Origin of the sequence: Stenotrophomonas maltophilia R551-3, assembly GCF_000020665.1 — a bacterium.
Classification (GTDB): Bacteria; Pseudomonadota; Gammaproteobacteria; order Xanthomonadales; family Xanthomonadaceae; genus Stenotrophomonas; species Stenotrophomonas maltophilia_L.
On the sequence record NC_011071.1, the window covers coordinates 2,532,648 to 2,548,459 of the forward strand.

Genomic DNA, 15,812 nt, shown 5'->3' on the forward strand with positions numbered 1-15,812 from the left:
ATGAAACACCTGCTTGCTGTCATCGGGCGCTGGAGCGCAACGCTGGGCGTGTGTGCGCTTGCCGCCATTGCCGCGCTCTCCATCTGGAATCGTTACGAAATGCGCCCGTGGACGCGGGATGGGCGGGTGCGCGCCGATGTGGTGCGCGTTGCATCGGACATGGGGGGGCTGGTGACCCAGGTGCTGGTGCACGACAACCAGCGGGTGAGCGCCGGACAGCTGCTGCTGGTACTGGATCAACCGCGCTTCGCTGCCGCGCTTGAGAAGGCCGACGCAGCGGTCAGCAGTGCACGCGCGACGCTGGCGCTGGCCCGCCGCGAATCGACGCGGGACAACGCACTTGGCAACCTGGTCGCCTCGGAAACACGCGAACGCAATGCCGCCAAGGTCGATACCGAGCTGGCTGCGCTGGCGCAGGCACGGGCCGAACAGCGCGTTGCCCAGCTCAACGTGCAACGCACCGAGGTGCGCGCGACCACCGATGGCATCATCACCAACCTGGACCTGCACGCGGGCGACTACCTGCAACCCGGTGCGCAGGCGCTGGCGCTGATCGACACCCGCAGCCTGCGAATCGAGGGCTACTTCGAGGAAACCAAACTGGCCTGCATCACCGAGGGCGATGCCGCCGTGGCCCGACTGATGGGCGACGACCGCGACGTCCGCGGACACGTGGACACCATCGCCGCCGGCATTGCCGACGATCAGCGCTCAAGCACCCACAACCTGCTGCCGGCCGTGGCGTCGACCTACACCTGGGTCAGGTTGGCACAGCGCATCCCGGTACGCATCCATATCGATGATGCTCCGCCGGATACGCGTCTGATCGTGGGTCGCACTGCGAATGTGACCATCACGCCCTCGGCACGGGGAGCCTGCAAGTGAGCGTGCGAACAGTGCGTGGTGGGCTGCTTGCCCTGCTGCTGCCGATGACGGCCTGCGTGTCCGGCCCCGACTATCACCTGCCGGCGAGCGCTGTCGCAGCCTCCCCACGGGCGGCGCGGGCCTTTGTCTCGGGCCAGGAGGCATCGTTCAGCCACGACGCGCCACCGGATCGATGGTGGCAACTATATGGCGACCCCCAGCTAGACGCCCACGTGCGCGAAGCACTGGCGGCCAATACCGACCTGCGCGCCGCCGATGCCAACCTTCGGCGCGCCAGCGCAACCGTGCTGGAGTACCGCGCGCGCGGCTCCGTGCAGGCCGAAGTGGATGCGTCGGGCACGCTCACCCATGCCGGTGGTTACACCCAGGCGTCGGCCGCACCGCAATCCTATGCGCTGGGCCTCCACCTCTCCTATCCGCTGGATCTCGCAGGCGGCATCCGCCGCGGCATCGAGGCCGCCAACGCAGACGCGGAGGCTGTCGCTGCGGCACGGGACCAGGTCCGCGTGGTCGTCGCTGCTGCCGTCACCCGTGCCTACCTCCGGGTGTGCACCAGCAATCACACGCTCACCGCAACCCGGCAAGTGCTGGCGATACAGCGCGCCACGCTGGAGGCAACCCGGCGCCTGGCTGCAGGTGGGCGCGGAACGGACTTCGATGTCAGCCGTGCCGGTGCCGCCGCCAACCGCAGCGCAGCGGGGATACCGCACCTGCTGGCCGAACGCCAGGCCACACTGTTCGAACTGGCCGCATTGATGGGCAGGCTCCCGGCAGACTATCCCAGGGAGGCCGAAGCGTGCCCGCAGCCCCCTGAGCTGGAGCAGGCGCTGCCGGTCGGTGACGGCTGGCAGCTGCTCCAGCGGCGCCCTGACATACGCGCAGCCGAACGCAGCCTGGCCGCCGCAACTGCAATGATCGGCGCCGAGACGGCGGGTCTCTATCCGCAGATCACCCTGGGCGCCTCTTCGGGCGTGGCCGGCACACCGGCGCATCTGCTGTCGGCTGACGGCTTCGGGGCGAGCACCGGCCCCGTGCTGTCATGGCACTGGCCCAACCGCCGCGTGGCGAAGGCCCGCATCGCTGCGGCCGGTGCCAATGCAGATACAGCTCTCGCGTCCTTTGACAGCATTGTGCTGCAGGCATTGCGCCAGACCGAGACCGCACTTTCTGCCTGCACACAGGAGCTCGAACGCGAGCACAGCCTGGCGCAGGCGCGGATGGACGCAGCGCGGGCCGCCGGGCAGGCACAGCAGCTCTACCGATTCGGCAGGATCGATTTTCTCGATGTGCTTTCGGCCCAGGCCGCGCTGGCAGATGCGGAGTCCGCGTTGGCCACCTCGCGCGCGCAGCGCATTGACCGCCAGATGGATCTTTTCCTGTCCTTGGGTGGTGGCTGGGCCACAACGGATTCAGCCTCGGGCGGGGTCCAGTGACCCGTTGCCTGGCAGCGACTGCAGGCCGCGCCGTCTGTTCAGAAAAGTACCGCCTACACCCGTATTCATTCACATGGATTGCCCTATATTCCCGCCACAGCGCCGCATGCTGCGGCCATGACGGAGGCGTCTCCATGAAGACCACACGTTTGCTTGCCATCGCATTGAGCGCAGCCACCGCGTTGACCGCGGCCCCCGCGTTCGCCGATCCGCCGCACCACGCCCGCGGCAACGGCCCGCCCCCGCATGCGGGCGGCCCGCATAACCGTGATGCGCCGCCGCCGGGCTGGCAGAAGAAGGCCTGGCGACGTGGCGAGCGCCTGTCGTGGGCCGAAGTGGACCGCCGCTACTGGGTAGACGATTACGCGCGCTATGACCTGCGCGAGCCGGGCCGCGACCGGCGCTGGGTGCGGCAGTCGGACAACGAGTACTTGTTGGTGGAGATTGCCACCGGGCTGATCATCGATGCGCTGCATCGCTGAAGCGACCTGCAGCGTCCCCACACGGAGCGATTGACTTCGGTGCGGACAACTTACGACCGGGGTCACCCCGGTTGGCGGCGCCTGTGCCCACTGCGCCCAATGTGCTTGCGTGACGGCCCGGCATTCATGCCGGGCCGCAGTGCGCCGTCAAACTCTCCATGAGGTGCAGGATGCGCAATGGAATGGGACCGAAACTGGTGATCGCCTGCCTGGCGCCCTCGCTGTTGCCCCAGCGGCGGCAACAGCGGCCGCAACGCCGGGCGATCGTGGGCAGGACTTCGTGCAGACACAGGCCATCGCAGCGCGCTGCCAAAAGACCCTGCCCGGCCTGGAACTGCAGCTGCAGGAGGGCCGCAAGCACTGGCTGTCGACACTCGACGCTGCCCAACTGCAGGCCGCCGAGGCCTATGCCAGCAGCCAGGAAGGCAAGGCTCTGGAAAAGGGTGTGGAGCAGGATGCCTCCCGGGCCTTCGGTCGCAACCCCCTGTCCGCGGCAGCGACCTGCGTTGGCCTGCTCGCCGAGTACGGCCCGGCCCATCCGCTGCCTGCCGCCACGGCAATGCCGGCCGACCGGGTGCAGCACTACAGCTGCACTTTGCGCCGATGGCGCTGGCCCGGTTGCAGTGCGCCCGCCTGGAGGACATCGACGTGACAGCCCAGCCCGACGGTTCGGAAACCTGGCAGTACCGGGCCTGCGGCCGGACCGAATCCGTTCGCATGGCCCCGCTCGGACAGAACTGGTCGATGAGCGATGCGGACCGCAATCGCCTGTTCGACGCGCTCACCGGGTAGGTTGGACTGCACGCAAGGACGATGTATCCACCCGCCTACGGACGGTGATGCGCCAGCGCCGCCTCCCATCCTCAGGACCCCATGATGCCCAACGCACGTGTACGCTTCGCCGCCCTCGCCCTCTTGCTCCCGGCATGCCTGCCGGCCTACGCCGCACAGAACGCACCCGCCGACGTCAAGGCCATCGAACAGGTGATCGAATCATTCCGCATCTCGCTGATCAACAAGGACAAGCCGACCTACATGGGCCTGTTCTTCTCCGACAAACCCGAAGACATCGGCTGGCAGTACGTTTCCGAAGATGTGCGCCTGCAGGACATCCGCAAGGCCAAGCCCGATGCGATCAAGGCGCGGCGGATTCCTTCCAACAACTTCATTGCGCTGATCGACGGCGTCGTTGCCTCGCCGAAACCGACGGAAGAGAAGTTCTCCAACACGAAGATCGAGACCGATGGCGACGTGGCCTCGGTGTCGTTTGACTACAGCTTCCACGACGATGGCGTGAAGACCAACTGGGGCAAGGAAATGTGGCAGCTGGTCCGCACCGAGCGGGGCTGGAAGATCTTCTCGGTGATCTATTCGATCCGCGATTCACGCAGCCCGGCCGAATAAGTGATCTGTCAGACTGGTGCCCACCGTACACCCACGCCAGCCAGACCCGATGACACGGATTGCAGACCTCAACGCCGACCAGCTCGCCCACCACGCGCTCAACATCTTCATCGCCCAGGGCCGTCACGTGGAAGGCGCACGCGTGATCTACCGGGCGCTGCAACTGGACCCGCATCATCCCGGTGCGCTTCGCTGCCTGAGCGATTTCCTGGCCCACGAGGGCACCGAGCCCTTCGCGGCAGTCACGCTGGAACACGCCCTGTCCGGTGCCGTTCCACTGAATGGCGATGCGCGCCGGACGCTGGATGACCTGCGTTTCCTCGATATCTGGTCGTGGGGCTTCTCCCGCCACAACTCGGGAGAGACGAACCTCAGTGGCGAAGCGTTCAAAAGCCGCGAGGATTTCGTGTTCGATGGCCCGGCCTATGCGGCCTTCCTCAACACGGTTACCGAGCCGGCCGGTTCGTTGCAAGGCGCCTTCCAGGCCGCGGTCCGCATCTGCGGGCTGATGTCCGGCCTGCTGCGCCATGCGGAGAAGGACAATCCGGCGTTCGATGACGTGCTGCGTTCTTCCGACTTCGTCGAGACCGAGGCGTACCCGGCATGGCTGGCCTCGCCGACTGATGAGCTGGACACCCTCGACCAGGCCATCCAGGCGCAGCGCCAAGCCGGCTGAAGGAAAATCCAACGGGCGTCCGACGCTTTCCCGACGCCCGCCTGCACATCCTGTCGTGAGGTCAATTCATGGCAGGACCGGCATGCAGCCACCTCACCCCAGGGATAGCGGCAAGTACCCGCACGGCAAGACCGGGATTCGCCGCATCTTCCATACGCTGATCCATTCGCGCGATGGCTTCATCGCCACCTTCCGTGGCGAAGCCGCCTTCCGGCAGCTGTTGCTGCTGCATGCACTGCTGATCGCCACCGCGTTCCTGCTGGACATCAGCCGGGTCGAACGCGCCGTGGTGCTGGCGGTCTGCTTCATCAGCCTGCTGGTGGAACTGCTCAACTCGGCCATCGAAGCGGTGGTCGACCGCATCTCGCTTGACCACCACCCACTGTCCAAGAACGCCAAGGACATGGGCAGCGCCGCACAGACCACCGCACTGCTGATGGTCGGCACGGTGTGGGGCGTGATCCTGCTGGGCTAGCTCACGCCGAGCCGCCGGGCATGACCCGGCGCGCCCCTGGGCGGAGGTATTACTGCGTGGCCAAGGCGAAATCCAGGCCCGCGCATACCGCCGCCACCTGGGCGTCATTGCATTCCTGCGGGTTGGTGCGCGGGCTGTCCGGGTAAACCTCGGTGGTGGTGGCAAAGCGCGCGTCGGTGAAGCCGGCGCAGGCGCCGATCGAGCGCGATTCGCCCCAGACCACGCCCGGCGACTGCAGCGGCAGACCGACCAGGTTGCCTTCGGCGTCGGCCGGGGCGATATGGGTGACCGGGGCCACGGCGGTGATCAACGCCTTCTGGAACTCGGCCTGCGGATCTTCGCTGTTGCCGATCACGTAGAAGCCATCCGGAATGGTGTCGCGCTCGAACGGCTTGCCGTCGCGGGCGCAGCGGGCCGGATCGAACTCGTGCAGGTCGCTGTCGGTGGTCTCGTGCAGGTCCAGGTGCACCAGCAGGTTCGGCTTGCGCTCGGCCACCCAGCGCATCAGCGCGGCGGCTTCCTCGATCTGGCCGCCGTCACGGAAGCTGCGGTTCGGGTCGATGGCATCCGGGTTCCAGCGCTGGATGCGCTCGTAGCCCCACGGGCTGACGCACGGCGCCACGATGAGGTTCAACCGGCCCAGGTAACGCTCGGCCTGCTGTTCCAGGAACTGCAGGGCACCATGCACGCCGCTGGTCTCGTAACCATGTACGCCGCCGGTGATCAGCGCGGTCGGCAGCGCCGGGTTCCAGTCGTGGTTGACCACGGCGAACAGCGGGTAATGGTCCGGTGCATAGTCCAGCTGACCGTACTGGATCACATCGAAGCTGTCGTCCAGACGTTCAAGCGCGGCCACTACATCGTCGTGGTAGCTGCGCTGACGCTGCTGGCGCGCCCGCCACTGTGCGCGTTCCGCGTCGCCCCAGGGCTGTCCGGGGGTGCCGATCGGGTAGAACTGCGCAACAGTCATTGGGTACTCCAAGGGTCGAACGGGATGGGTGCAGCCGGTCATTCTAAGCCTTGTCGCGCCTGCGGGTCCCCTCCCCCGGCCCCGCCTTCATCCAGGCCGGGTCATCTGGTTGTAAAATCAACGGTTTTTGGCCCCTCACCCCTTGATGGCGAAAGCAGCGCAGCCGGTCCTGGGTGGACCGGAATTCCTCCGCCTGCTCGCCCGTCTCAGCGACGGCGCGATGCCGGCCAGCAGTCCCGCCCTGACCGATCGCCTCGGCCAGTGGGTGGACTGGAGCCGTGCCGTGGCCCTGTCCGGGGCGCTCGGCGGACGCCTGCCCGAGCCCGGTGAGGCCACCGAAGCGGCCGGGGATGTACTGGACGACTGCGCCCAGGCCCATGCCAGCCTGCTGGCCTCGATCAGTGAGGATGCCGAGGCCGAGCGCCTGCTGGACCTGGCCGAAGCCACCGCCGCACCCAACTTCGCCTCGCTGCGCCAGCGCTACCGGGTACTGCAGCAGGCCATCCAGACCGCCACCGGGCGCCTGCGGGGTCGCCTGCGCGATCAGCTGGTGCAGGCTTCACCCGAGCTGGCACGGCTGGCCGAGGTCGATGCGGTGATGGAACAGACCCTCACCCCGCGCGAGCACAGCCTGCTGGCCACTGCGCCGGCGATGCTCGGCGCCCGTTTTGAACGCGTGCACGGCCAGCCCGGCTGGCGCGCGGCCTTCCGCCATGACATGCGCACCCTGCTGCTTGCCGAGTTGCAGCTGCGCTTCCACCCGATCGAAGGGCTGCAAGACGCCCTGCGCTCCCACTGACCGGAACACCATGTCCAGAACTGCTTTCCATGTCGTTGTTTTCCTTGTCGGCCTGCTGGCCGTGTGCTGGATCGGCATTGGCTACGTTTCGGTGCATCCGCTGGGTGCAGCGGTGGCGGCGATCATCGCGGCCTGCTACATCGCCGGTGGCGTGGAGCTGTACCGCTATCGCCAGGCCAGCAACGGCCTGCGCAGCGCGCTGAGCGACCTGTCCAGTGCCAAAGAGGGCTTGGCCCCCTGGCTGGAGCGCGTGCCGGTGGGCCTGCGCAACGCCGTGCGCCTGCGCGTGGAAGGCGAGCGCACCGCCCTGCCCGCGCCGGTGCTGACCCCGTACCTGGTTGGCCTGCTGGTGCTGCTGGGCATGCTCGGCACCCTGCTGGGCATGATGGACACGCTGCGTGGCACCGGCCTGGCCCTGCAGAGCGCGACCGACATGGCCGCCATCCGCGGCTCGCTTGCCTCGCCGGTGCAGGGTCTGGCGGTGGCCTTCGGCACTTCGATCGCCGGTGTGGCCAGCTCGGCCATGCTCGGCCTGCTGGCAGCACTACTGCGTCGCGACCGTCTGCAGGCCGTGCAGCAGCTGGACCGCGCCATTGCCGGCGACCTGCATCCGTATTCGCAAGCCTGGCAGCGCGCCGAATCGCTGCGCCTGCTGCAGGCACAGTCCGCCGCGCTGCCGGCGCTGGTCGACCGCCTGCAGGCGATGACCAGCACCTTCGAACAGCACAGTGCGGCCGCCAATGAGCGCCTGCTGGCCGGCCAGGCCGAGTTCCTGACCCAAAGCCAGGCGCTGCAGGAACGCCTGGCCGTCTCGCTGCAGCAATCGCTGCGCGAAGGTGCCGAGGCCAGCGCCGCCGCCATCGTTGGCGCGCTGCAGCCGATGGCCGAGACCACGCTGGCCGGACTGGCCCACCATGGTGAGGCGCTGCATGCCCGTGTCGAACAGGCGGTGCAGCAGCAGTTGTCTGGCCTGAGCGAAGGATTCGAGCGCAGCCGCGTCGCCACCGAAGCCAGCTGGGCCAAGGTGGTGAGCGAGCAGACCCAGGCACAACAGACGCTGGTGAGCGATCTTCGCCAGCACCTGCAGGCCTTCAGCGATGGCCAGGGCACGCATGCCGAAGCACTGGTCGCGCGCATCGGCGAGCGCCTGCAGGCCGATGCCAGCGGCAATGCCGAGGCCTGGCGCGCCGCCGCCGAGCAGCAGCAGGCACTGAACAGCGCGCTGGTCGAACGCCAGCAGCAGGCGTTGCTGGCCGCCAGCGAGCATCTGGACGCGCGTGCGCAGGCGCTGCTGCAGGCACTGGAACAGCACCACAGCACCAGCCAGGCGCTGCTGCAGGATCACGAACTGCAGCGTTCGCAGCAGTGGCAGTCCGCACAGGCCGCCGCCGCGACCGCGCACGCCGAACTGCAGGCCAGCCTGGACAGCCGCGAGCAGCAGCGCCAGGCGCGCTGGGATGCGGTCAGTGCCGAACTGCAGCAGGCCCACGCCGCGCTGCAGGCCCAGCTGCAAGCCGGCGACGAACAGCGCCTGCAGCGCTGGAGCGATGCCTTGCAGCATGTTTCCACCGACCTGGCCGAGCGCCTGCAGGCCAACGGCGAACGCCTGGCCGCGCAGCAGCAGCAGGTCTGCGACACGCTGGCCGAGACCGCACAGCAGATTGGCGAGAACGGTCGCGCACAGGCCAGCGCCACGCTGGCCGAAGTGTCTACCCTGCTGCAGACCGCCGCCGCCGCGCCCAAGGCTGCTGCCGACGTCATCAACGAGCTGCGCAGCACGCTGTCCGAGAGTCTTGTGCGTGACAACGCGATGCTGGAAGAACGCGGTCGCCTGCTGGCCACCGTGCAGACCCTGCTGGATGCAATCAACCACGCCTCGCACGAACAGCGCACGGCGGTGGACGCGCTGGTCGGCGGTTCGGCCGAGCTGCTGGAACGCGTCGGCAACCGCTTCACCGACCATATCGCCGCCGAGACCGGCAAGCTGGATGGCATTGCCGCGGCGCTCAATGGCAGCGCCGGTGAAGTGGGCCAGTTGGCCGGCACCTTCGGCGACGCGGTCGCGCAGTTCGGCAATGCCTCCACCGAGCTGTCCGGCCGCCTGGAACAGATCGGCGGTGCGCTGGATGCCTCGCTGGCGCGCAGCGACGAGCAGCTGGCCTACTACGTGGCGCAGGCGCGCGAGGTGGTCGACCTCAGCCTGCTGTCGCAGAAGCAGGTGATGGAAGAACTGCAGCAGCTGGCCACGCGCCGCGGCAAGGCCGGTAGCGCATGAGCGACGAGCTGGAGGTCGATGGCGGCTCGCACGCCCCGATCTGGGCCGCCTTCGGCGACCTGATGTCGGTACTGCTGGGTGCGTTCGTGCTGATCCTGGTCGGCGTGGTTGCCGTGCAGCTGGAACTGTCGCAGCGGCTGGACCAGGAAGTGAAGCAGCGCCAGGCCGAAGCCAAGCGACTGCAGACGCTGGAACAGGCGCTGGCGGGCCCGCTGGCCGCCGGTCGCGTGACGCTGGTGGATGGCCGCATCGGTATCAGCGGCAGCGTGCTGTTCGCGCTGAACTCCGACCAGCTGCAGCCGGAAGGCCAGGAGCTGCTGCGCAGCCTGGCCGCACCGCTGGCCGCTTACCTGGGCACGCGCGAAGAGATCCTGATGGTCAGCGGCTTCACCGATGACGCGCCGGTGCGCGAAGGCAACCGCCGCTTTGCCGACAACTGGGAGCTGTCGGCGCAGCGATCGCTGACCGTGACCCGCACCCTGATCGCCGATGGCGTCCCAGCCGATGCGGTGTTTGCCGCCGCGTTTGGCAGCGAGCAGCCGGTCAGCTCCAATGCCGATGAAGCCGGCCGCGCGCGCAACCGCCGCGTGGAGATCGCACCGATCCCCAAGCCCAAAGCCGCGGATGCCAAGTAAGCCGCCCGCACTGGATGGCCTGCGCGCACTGGTGCGCGACCTCGATGCGGGGTCGCGCTCGCTGCCGCATTACCCGCAGGTGCCGATGCTGCAGCAGGTGCAGCGCGAGTGGTCGGAACTGCGCAGCGAACTGCAGGTGCGCCGTTCGCTGCGCACCGAGGCCCCGGCCGATGGCGGTCCGCTGAATTCGGCGGTGCTGGTGCAGCGCATGCTGGACACCATGCAGGCCACCAGCCCCGGTTATCTGCGCCACTTCATTGACTACGTGGATACTTTGTCCTGGCTGCAGGCGCTGCAGGATGGTGCCGCCAGCGGCGGTGATACGCCGAAGCCGAAACGCACGCGCAAGCCGCGCAACGCTGGGTAAGCATTTTGTAGCTGCCAACCTCGGTTGGCGCTCCTTCACCATGATGCTGCGCATGCCAACCAAGGTTGGCATCTACCGTGATCCTGAAGCGTTTGTAGAGCCGAGCCCATGCTCGGCTCCGGGAACAAGCAGCCGAGCATGGGCTCGGCTCTTGTGTCTTGGATCGTGCCCTGATCAGGCACAATCCCCCGGTGACCCGGGAGGCTCCGATGACGCTGCCTCGGCTCTTAAGCCTTCGAGCTTGCAAAGTAGATTCAGCGCGTCGGCGGCCTGACACCGCCATGGAACTTGAACGGTATCTTAGGCCCGCCATCGGGTGAGAGCCTGTACTCACAAGGGCAAGTCTGGCGGCTTCCGATCACGATCGTAAGTTCAAGCTGGAGCGAAATCATGCAATTTATCGGCATCGACGCAGCCAAGGCGACTTTTGACATCGCCCTGCCTCTATCTCACGGCAAGTATCGAACCAAGGCCAAACTCCCCAATACGCCAAAGGGTTTTGATGAGCTTCTGGCCTGGCGCGCCAAACATGCGCCGAACGCGGCGGTAGGTATGGAGGCTACAGGCATCTATCACGAGGCCTTGGCTCAAGCACTGGTGGAAGCGGGGGTAGTGGTTCATGTGGCCAATCCCGCCCGAGTAAAGGCGTTTGGGCAGGCGGAGGGGATGCGGACCAAGACTGACCGCAGCGACGCCAAGCTGATTGCCCGGTTTTTTGAGGCACAACGCTCGGAAAAGCTGTATCCCTACGTTCCACCGACGCCCTCGGAGGTGAAGCTGCGCGCCTTGGTACGGCGTCGAGATGACCTCCAGGAAATGCTGCAGATGGAGCACAACCGCCTGGACGTTGCCGATATCTCGGTCCAGCAAGGGATCAAGGATGTGATCCGGACGTTGGAAGAGCAGATCAAGCAGGTCCAGAAGGCGATTGAGGACCATATCGATAACGATCCGGACCTGCGCCGGCGTCATCAACTGCTTACCAGCATCCCCGGTGTAGGCAACACCAGCAGTGCCCAGCTGTTGGCCATGCTGGGGGATCTAAGCAAATACAGCGACGTGCGCCAGGTGGTTGCCCACGCGGGCCTGAATCCGGCCCAGCGTCAATCAGGAAACTACGAAGGCAAATGCCGGATATCACGCGTCGGCGACGCCAATTTCCGCAAAAAGCTGTACATGCCGGCGCTGACCGGGAAGACCCACAACCCCACACTGAAGTCCTTTGCAGACCGGCTCAGCGCGAAAGGCAAGCCCTTCAAGGTCGTCATGTGTGCAGTGATGCGCAAGCTCATCCATCTGATTTGGGGCGTACTGAGAAGTGGCCGACCCTTTGAGCCTGACGTCGCCCTTGCCTAGGCGAGGGCGACACGGTATCTACATGCCTGCGCCTCACAACTGATGAACATGTCACCAGACAGTCATCTGTCTAGCGCACCATTTTCACGTTGATCCACGGCGCCTGCAGCGCCACCGGTCGCATCGGTTGTCTCCCCTTTTGAACTCCATGAGCTCCGCGCCCGTGCGGTGGCTCGTGCCTGCCTGAGTGTCCGTAACATGACGAAGACTTTGTTGGCCGCTGCGCTGTCCCTGGCGCTCGCTCCCGCGGCCTGGGCGCAGGATGCTGCCCCGACCTCCACTGGCACGTCCGCCACCGATCTCGATGCGGTTTCGGTGATCGGCAGCGGTGAAGCGCGCCAGGTGCAGCGCATCACCCGCGAGAACCTCGACATCCTGCCGCCGGGCACCAGCCTGCAGAAGACGCTCAATCTACTGCCGGGCGTCAACGCGCAGTCGGCCGATGCGCTGGGCACCAACGAGCAGTCGATGACCCTCAGCCTGCGCGGCTTCAACTCCACCCGTCTCGGTTACACGCTCGACGGCGTGCCGCTGGGCGATGGCGCGTACAACAACTACAACGGCCTGACCATCAACCGTGCGCTGATCAGCGAGAACATGGCCGGCGCGGAACTGGCGGTGGGCATCGGCAGCCTCGGCACGCCGTCCACCAGCAACCTCGGCGGCACCATCTCGTATACCTCTGACCGCCCAGCCCAAGAGTTGGGTGGCCGCGTGGTGCAGACCTTCGGCAGCGATGCCAACCGCCGCACCTTCGTGCGCGTGGACAGCGGCGAGTACAACGGCTTCTCCGGCTACGTTTCCGGCATGAATGCCGTCTCCGATCTGTGGAACGACCAGACCGCCTACAACAAATCCCCCACCAAGCAGTTCAACGCCAAGGGCGTGTGGAACTTTGGCCGCGGCCAGATCACCGGTTTTGTCGATACCTCGCGCACCACCCAGGCGGACTACTTCTACCTGTCCAAGGACGAGATGTCGCGTGGCCTCGGTTGGGACTGGGGCGGCTACGCGCCGGACTGGAACAAGGCCGTGGCCAAGGCCTACTGCAATACCGCCAGCCTCAACGCGAAGAAGTGCGACAGCAGCGGTCCGGACAAGGATGCCGATGGTGCCTTCACCGCCGGCCAGATCCTGCGCGATGACAACCTCTACTACCTGGCCGGCGACTTCTTCCTGGCCGATGGCTTCAGCCTGCGCGCCCTGGCCTACCACCACGACGACCGCGGCGAAGGCCACAACTGGAACAGCGGCGCGTGGTCGAACAAGGGCACCGCACAGGAAATTCCGATCATCTTCCGCAACACCATCTACACCATCGACCGTGACGGCGGCACGCTGTCGTTTGACTGGGAGCTGGGCGCACACCGCATCGAAGGCGGCGTCTGGTACGAGCGCAACACCAGCAGCGCCGAGCGCTACCAGACCGCCGTGGATGGGCCGCGCGACCTGAGTGGCATGAACACCCTGCCCTCCGACGTCGGCGTGTTCGCCCAGCGCACCCGCTGGAAGACCCACCAGTTCTTCCTGAAGGACACCTGGCGCCTGCTCGATGATCGCCTGACCCTGGAGTTCGGCGCCAAGAGCCCGCACGCCACCTCCGATGCACAAGCACTACCGGGTGACGCGAAGACGCCGATCTCGCCGACCTCGAACAACCAGTTCGCCACCGGCTCGCTGAAGGCCAGCAAGAACTTCCTGCCCAGCATCGGCGCCAACTTCCGCCTGGCCGAGCACCACGAGATCTTCGCCAGCTACGCCGAGAACATCGCCATGTTCCAGGGTGGCTTCAAGCTGGGCCCGCAGGCAGTCAGCCAGGCCACCTGGAACGCGCAGGGCAATCTGAAGCCGGAGGAATCGCGCTCGCTCGAAGCCGGTTACCGTTTCGTCACCGATACCCTGCAGGCCTCGATCGCGGCCTACAGTGTGCGCTTCGACAACCGCCTGCTGCAGTACAACCCCTGCGACTCGCGCCAGCCGGTCGGTCCGACCTGCGGCAACCGCTTCTACAACGTAGGCGGCGTCGACAGCCGCGGCGCCGAGCTGACCGTGCTGTGGATCCCGAACGAGCACTTCAGCTGGTACACCTCGGCCTCGCTGAACCGTTCGACCTACGCCTCCAACTACGTGCAGGCCGGTGTCGAGCAGCAGATCAAGGGCAAGATCCAGACCGATACACCCAAGCAGCTGCTGGCCACCGAGATCACCTGGCGTGACAACGGCTGGTTCGCCAGCCTGCGTGGCAAGTACACCGGCGAGCGCTTCTACACCTACACCAACGACCAGGGCTTCGGTGGCTTCACCGTATTCGATCTGGCCGGTGGCTATGACTTCGGGCAGGTCGGCTTCGCCAAGGGCATGCGCCTGTCGTTCAACGTGACCAACCTGACCAACAAGCGCTACGCCAGCAACCTGGATTCGAGCGTGTTCGCACCCAGCGACCCGGCCGGCAAGCTGTATGTATTCCATGCCTCGGCACCGCGCCAGGTGTTCGGTACGATCGACCTTCGCTTCTGATCGACCACCCGGAGTCCACCGATGCTCGCGACCGCCCTGCTGCTGGCCACCCTCTCCGCCAGCGGATACTCCGCTCCGCATGAGGCAACGGGTGCACCGCCACGCACCCTGAAGCTGGGTGGTCGTACCTATGTGGACAAGGGCCTGGTCGCGGCCGGACGGTTGCCCGCGGGCACGGTGGACTTCCTCGGCGACACGCTGGGCTCGTTCTCGTCGCTGGCGGTGCAGCCCGGCACCTGGAAGCGCACCGCCAACGGCTACGAAGGCGTGCTCTGGACCCTGCCCGACCGCGGCCGCAACGATCCCGAGGCCGGCCTGTTCTACGACTACACCAGCCGCGTGGAGCGCATGCAGCTACGCATCGACGCTACCTCTGGCAAGCCCGGTGCGCTCGGTACGCTGACGATGGTTCCGGACAGGGGCGTGGTGCTGAAGGACTTCAACGGGCAGCCGTTCACCGGTGCCGACCCGGGTGAGCACACGATCACCCAGCGCGAGGTGGTGTTGCCCTCGCCGGCCAGCGGCGCAGGCGCGGGCAAGGTCTCGCTGGATGCGGAGTCGCTGCAGTTCACCGCCGATGGCCACTTCTACATCGGCGATGAGTACACCGCCAACGTCTACTACTTCGATGCACAGGGCCAGCTGCAGGGCGTGATCATGGCGCCGCCGGCGATCCGTCCGCAGCGCGATGGCAAGCCCGCCTTCGGTTCGCTGGCGGCGCCGCAGACTGGGCGCCGCAACAATCAGGGCGTGGAAGGCATGGGCCTGTCGCCCGACGGTACCCGCCTGTTCGTGGCCCTTCAGAGCGCGACGCTGCAGGACAGCGCAAAAGGCAACGCGGCCGGGCGCATCAACACCCGCGTGCTGGTCTATGACGTGACGGCCTCGCCGACGCCACAGCAACCTATCGGCCATTACGTGATGGCCCTACCCGCCTACGCGCACGACGGCAAGGGCAAGCTGGACCGCACTGCCGCGCAGAGCGAGCTGCGCGCACTGGACGCGCACCGTTTCCTGCTGCTGGCCCGTGATGGCAATGGCCTGGGCAAAGACGGCGACGATCCGATCGTCTACAAGTCGGTGCTGCTGGTGGATGTGGCCGATGCCAGCAATCTGGCTGGCAGCACCTACGAAACCGGCACGACCTCGGTACTGGCTGATCCCATCGGTACCACGTTGAAGGCAGGCATCGTGCCCGCACGCAGCGACGAACTGCTGAACCTGCTCGACCGCCCCCAACTTGCGCGTGCCGGGCTGGACCTGGACACGAAGCGCGGCCCACATGCCGGACTACTCTCGGAAAAGTGGGAAGCCATGGACGTGCTGCCGGCGCTCGACCCGCAGCATCCGAACGACGTGCTGTTGCTGATCGGCAACGACAACGACTTCATCGCCCGCCGCTGCCGCATGCAGGGCCAATCCTGCGACAGTCCGTACGACAACGACAACCGGGTGCTGGTCTACCGACTGACCCTGCCCTGACGGAGAACAGACGTCACGCTCTCTGTAGAGCCGAGCCCATGCTCGGCTGAGGCAGA

Annotated in this window: 16 protein-coding genes; 15 read left to right on the forward strand and 1 reads right to left on the reverse strand. The window is 66.6% G+C overall.

Annotation, left to right across the window (positions count from 1 at the left end):
• The 8 genes from SMAL_RS11475 to SMAL_RS11505 all read left to right on the forward strand — a co-directional run bounded on the left by SMAL_RS11475 (window position 1) and on the right by SMAL_RS11505 (window position 5,355).
• Window positions 1–885, forward strand: a complete 885-nt coding sequence (locus tag SMAL_RS11475; RefSeq protein ID WP_012511289.1) for an HlyD family secretion protein — start codon at window positions 1–3, stop codon at window positions 883–885.
• A complete protein-coding gene (locus SMAL_RS11480) occupies window positions 882–2,318 on the forward strand; it encodes an efflux transporter outer membrane subunit (RefSeq protein ID WP_012511290.1) in 1,437 nt (478 codons plus the stop codon). Before SMAL_RS11475 ends, SMAL_RS11480 begins: the two co-directional genes overlap by 4 nt.
• A gap of 134 nt (window positions 2,319–2,452) precedes the next feature.
• Window positions 2,453–2,800 (forward strand): RcnB family protein, encoded by a 348-nt coding sequence (locus SMAL_RS11485; RefSeq protein ID WP_012511291.1) that lies wholly within the window; start codon window positions 2,453–2,455, stop codon window positions 2,798–2,800.
• Between the two features lie 280 nt (window positions 2,801–3,080).
• On the forward strand, window positions 3,081–3,452 hold the full coding sequence (locus tag SMAL_RS21220; RefSeq protein WP_232273977.1) for a hypothetical protein: 372 nt from the start codon (window positions 3,081–3,083) through the stop codon (window positions 3,450–3,452).
• On the forward strand, window positions 3,449–3,592 hold the full coding sequence (locus tag SMAL_RS21225; protein ID WP_012511293.1) for a hypothetical protein: 144 nt from the start codon (window positions 3,449–3,451) through the stop codon (window positions 3,590–3,592). Before SMAL_RS21220 ends, SMAL_RS21225 begins: the two co-directional genes overlap by 4 nt.
• A gap of 81 nt (window positions 3,593–3,673) precedes the next feature.
• A complete protein-coding gene (locus SMAL_RS11495) occupies window positions 3,674–4,204 on the forward strand; it encodes a hypothetical protein (protein WP_041864535.1) in 531 nt (176 codons plus the stop codon).
• Between the two features lie 49 nt (window positions 4,205–4,253).
• Window positions 4,254–4,880 (forward strand): hypothetical protein, encoded by a 627-nt coding sequence (locus SMAL_RS11500; protein WP_012511295.1) that lies wholly within the window; start codon window positions 4,254–4,256, stop codon window positions 4,878–4,880.
• Between the two features lie 82 nt (window positions 4,881–4,962).
• Entirely contained in the window at window positions 4,963–5,355 is a 393-nt protein-coding gene (locus tag SMAL_RS11505) for a diacylglycerol kinase (protein ID WP_012511296.1), read from the forward strand.
• Window positions 5,356–5,404: 49 nt separating this feature from the next.
• Here the strand turns inward: SMAL_RS11505 and SMAL_RS11510 are convergent, their stop codons facing one another.
• The gene (locus SMAL_RS11510; protein ID WP_006371858.1) at window positions 5,405–6,325 is read right to left on the reverse strand and encodes a M14 family metallopeptidase; all 921 of its coding nucleotides are present in this window, start codon (window positions 6,323–6,325) and stop codon (window positions 5,405–5,407) included.
• 145 nt (window positions 6,326–6,470) lie between these two features.
• Between SMAL_RS11510 and SMAL_RS11515 the strand changes: the two genes are divergently transcribed.
• The 7 genes from SMAL_RS11515 (at window position 6,471) to SMAL_RS11545 (ending at window position 15,756) form a co-directional block, all read left to right on the forward strand.
• The gene (locus SMAL_RS11515) at window positions 6,471–7,124 is read left to right on the forward strand and encodes a DUF3348 family protein (protein ID WP_012511297.1); all 654 of its coding nucleotides are present in this window, start codon (window positions 6,471–6,473) and stop codon (window positions 7,122–7,124) included.
• A 10-nt stretch (window positions 7,125–7,134) separates the two neighbouring features.
• The gene (locus tag SMAL_RS11520; RefSeq protein ID WP_012511298.1) at window positions 7,135–9,399 is read left to right on the forward strand and encodes a DUF802 domain-containing protein; all 2,265 of its coding nucleotides are present in this window, start codon (window positions 7,135–7,137) and stop codon (window positions 9,397–9,399) included.
• Window positions 9,396–10,034: an OmpA family protein gene (locus SMAL_RS11525; RefSeq protein ID WP_012511299.1), complete on the forward strand. Its 639-nt coding sequence runs from the start codon at window positions 9,396–9,398 to the stop codon at window positions 10,032–10,034. The genes SMAL_RS11520 and SMAL_RS11525 overlap by 4 nt, the downstream gene beginning before the upstream one ends.
• Complete coding sequence (locus SMAL_RS11530) at window positions 9,958–10,401, forward strand: DUF2894 domain-containing protein (RefSeq protein WP_232273978.1); 444 nt, start codon at window positions 9,958–9,960, stop codon at window positions 10,399–10,401. Before SMAL_RS11525 ends, SMAL_RS11530 begins: the two co-directional genes overlap by 77 nt.
• A gap of 390 nt (window positions 10,402–10,791) precedes the next feature.
• Window positions 10,792–11,757 (forward strand): IS110-like element ISStma4 family transposase, encoded by a 966-nt coding sequence (locus SMAL_RS11535; RefSeq protein WP_012510657.1) that lies wholly within the window; start codon window positions 10,792–10,794, stop codon window positions 11,755–11,757.
• 198 nt (window positions 11,758–11,955) lie between these two features.
• A complete protein-coding gene (locus tag SMAL_RS11540; protein WP_012511301.1) occupies window positions 11,956–14,274 on the forward strand; it encodes a TonB-dependent receptor in 2,319 nt (772 codons plus the stop codon).
• Window positions 14,275–14,295: 21 nt separating this feature from the next.
• On the forward strand, window positions 14,296–15,756 hold the full coding sequence (locus SMAL_RS11545; RefSeq protein ID WP_012511302.1) for an esterase-like activity of phytase family protein: 1,461 nt from the start codon (window positions 14,296–14,298) through the stop codon (window positions 15,754–15,756).
• Window positions 15,757–15,812 lie beyond the last annotated feature (56 nt).

Excerpts from the sequence above, each read along its gene's own strand:
- SMAL_RS11540 (WP_012511301.1), top strand. The coding sequence starts at position 11,956 with ATGACGAAGACTTTGTTGGCCGCTGCGCTGTCCCTGGCGCTCGCTCCC.
- SMAL_RS11520 (WP_012511298.1), top strand. The coding sequence starts at position 7,135 with ATGTCCAGAACTGCTTTCCATGTCGTTGTTTTCCTTGTCGGCCTGCTG.
- SMAL_RS11495 (WP_041864535.1), top strand. The coding sequence starts at position 3,674 with ATGATGCCCAACGCACGTGTACGCTTCGCCGCCCTCGCCCTCTTGCTC.
- SMAL_RS11515 (WP_012511297.1), top strand. The coding sequence starts at position 6,471 with ATGGCGAAAGCAGCGCAGCCGGTCCTGGGTGGACCGGAATTCCTCCGC.
- SMAL_RS11535 (WP_012510657.1), top strand. The coding sequence starts at position 10,792 with ATGCAATTTATCGGCATCGACGCAGCCAAGGCGACTTTTGACATCGCC.
- SMAL_RS11510 (WP_006371858.1), bottom strand. The coding sequence starts at position 6,325 with ATGACTGTTGCGCAGTTCTACCCGATCGGCACCCCCGGACAGCCCTGG.
- SMAL_RS11485 (WP_012511291.1), top strand. The coding sequence starts at position 2,453 with ATGAAGACCACACGTTTGCTTGCCATCGCATTGAGCGCAGCCACCGCG.
- SMAL_RS11530 (WP_232273978.1), top strand. The coding sequence starts at position 9,958 with ATGAAGCCGGCCGCGCGCGCAACCGCCGCGTGGAGATCGCACCGATCC.
- SMAL_RS11545 (WP_012511302.1), top strand. The coding sequence starts at position 14,296 with ATGCTCGCGACCGCCCTGCTGCTGGCCACCCTCTCCGCCAGCGGATAC.
- SMAL_RS11475 (WP_012511289.1), top strand. The coding sequence starts at position 1 with ATGAAACACCTGCTTGCTGTCATCGGGCGCTGGAGCGCAACGCTGGGC.
- SMAL_RS11505 (WP_012511296.1), top strand. The coding sequence starts at position 4,963 with ATGCAGCCACCTCACCCCAGGGATAGCGGCAAGTACCCGCACGGCAAG.
- SMAL_RS11525 (WP_012511299.1), top strand. The coding sequence starts at position 9,396 with ATGAGCGACGAGCTGGAGGTCGATGGCGGCTCGCACGCCCCGATCTGG.
- SMAL_RS11500 (WP_012511295.1), top strand. The coding sequence starts at position 4,254 with ATGACACGGATTGCAGACCTCAACGCCGACCAGCTCGCCCACCACGCG.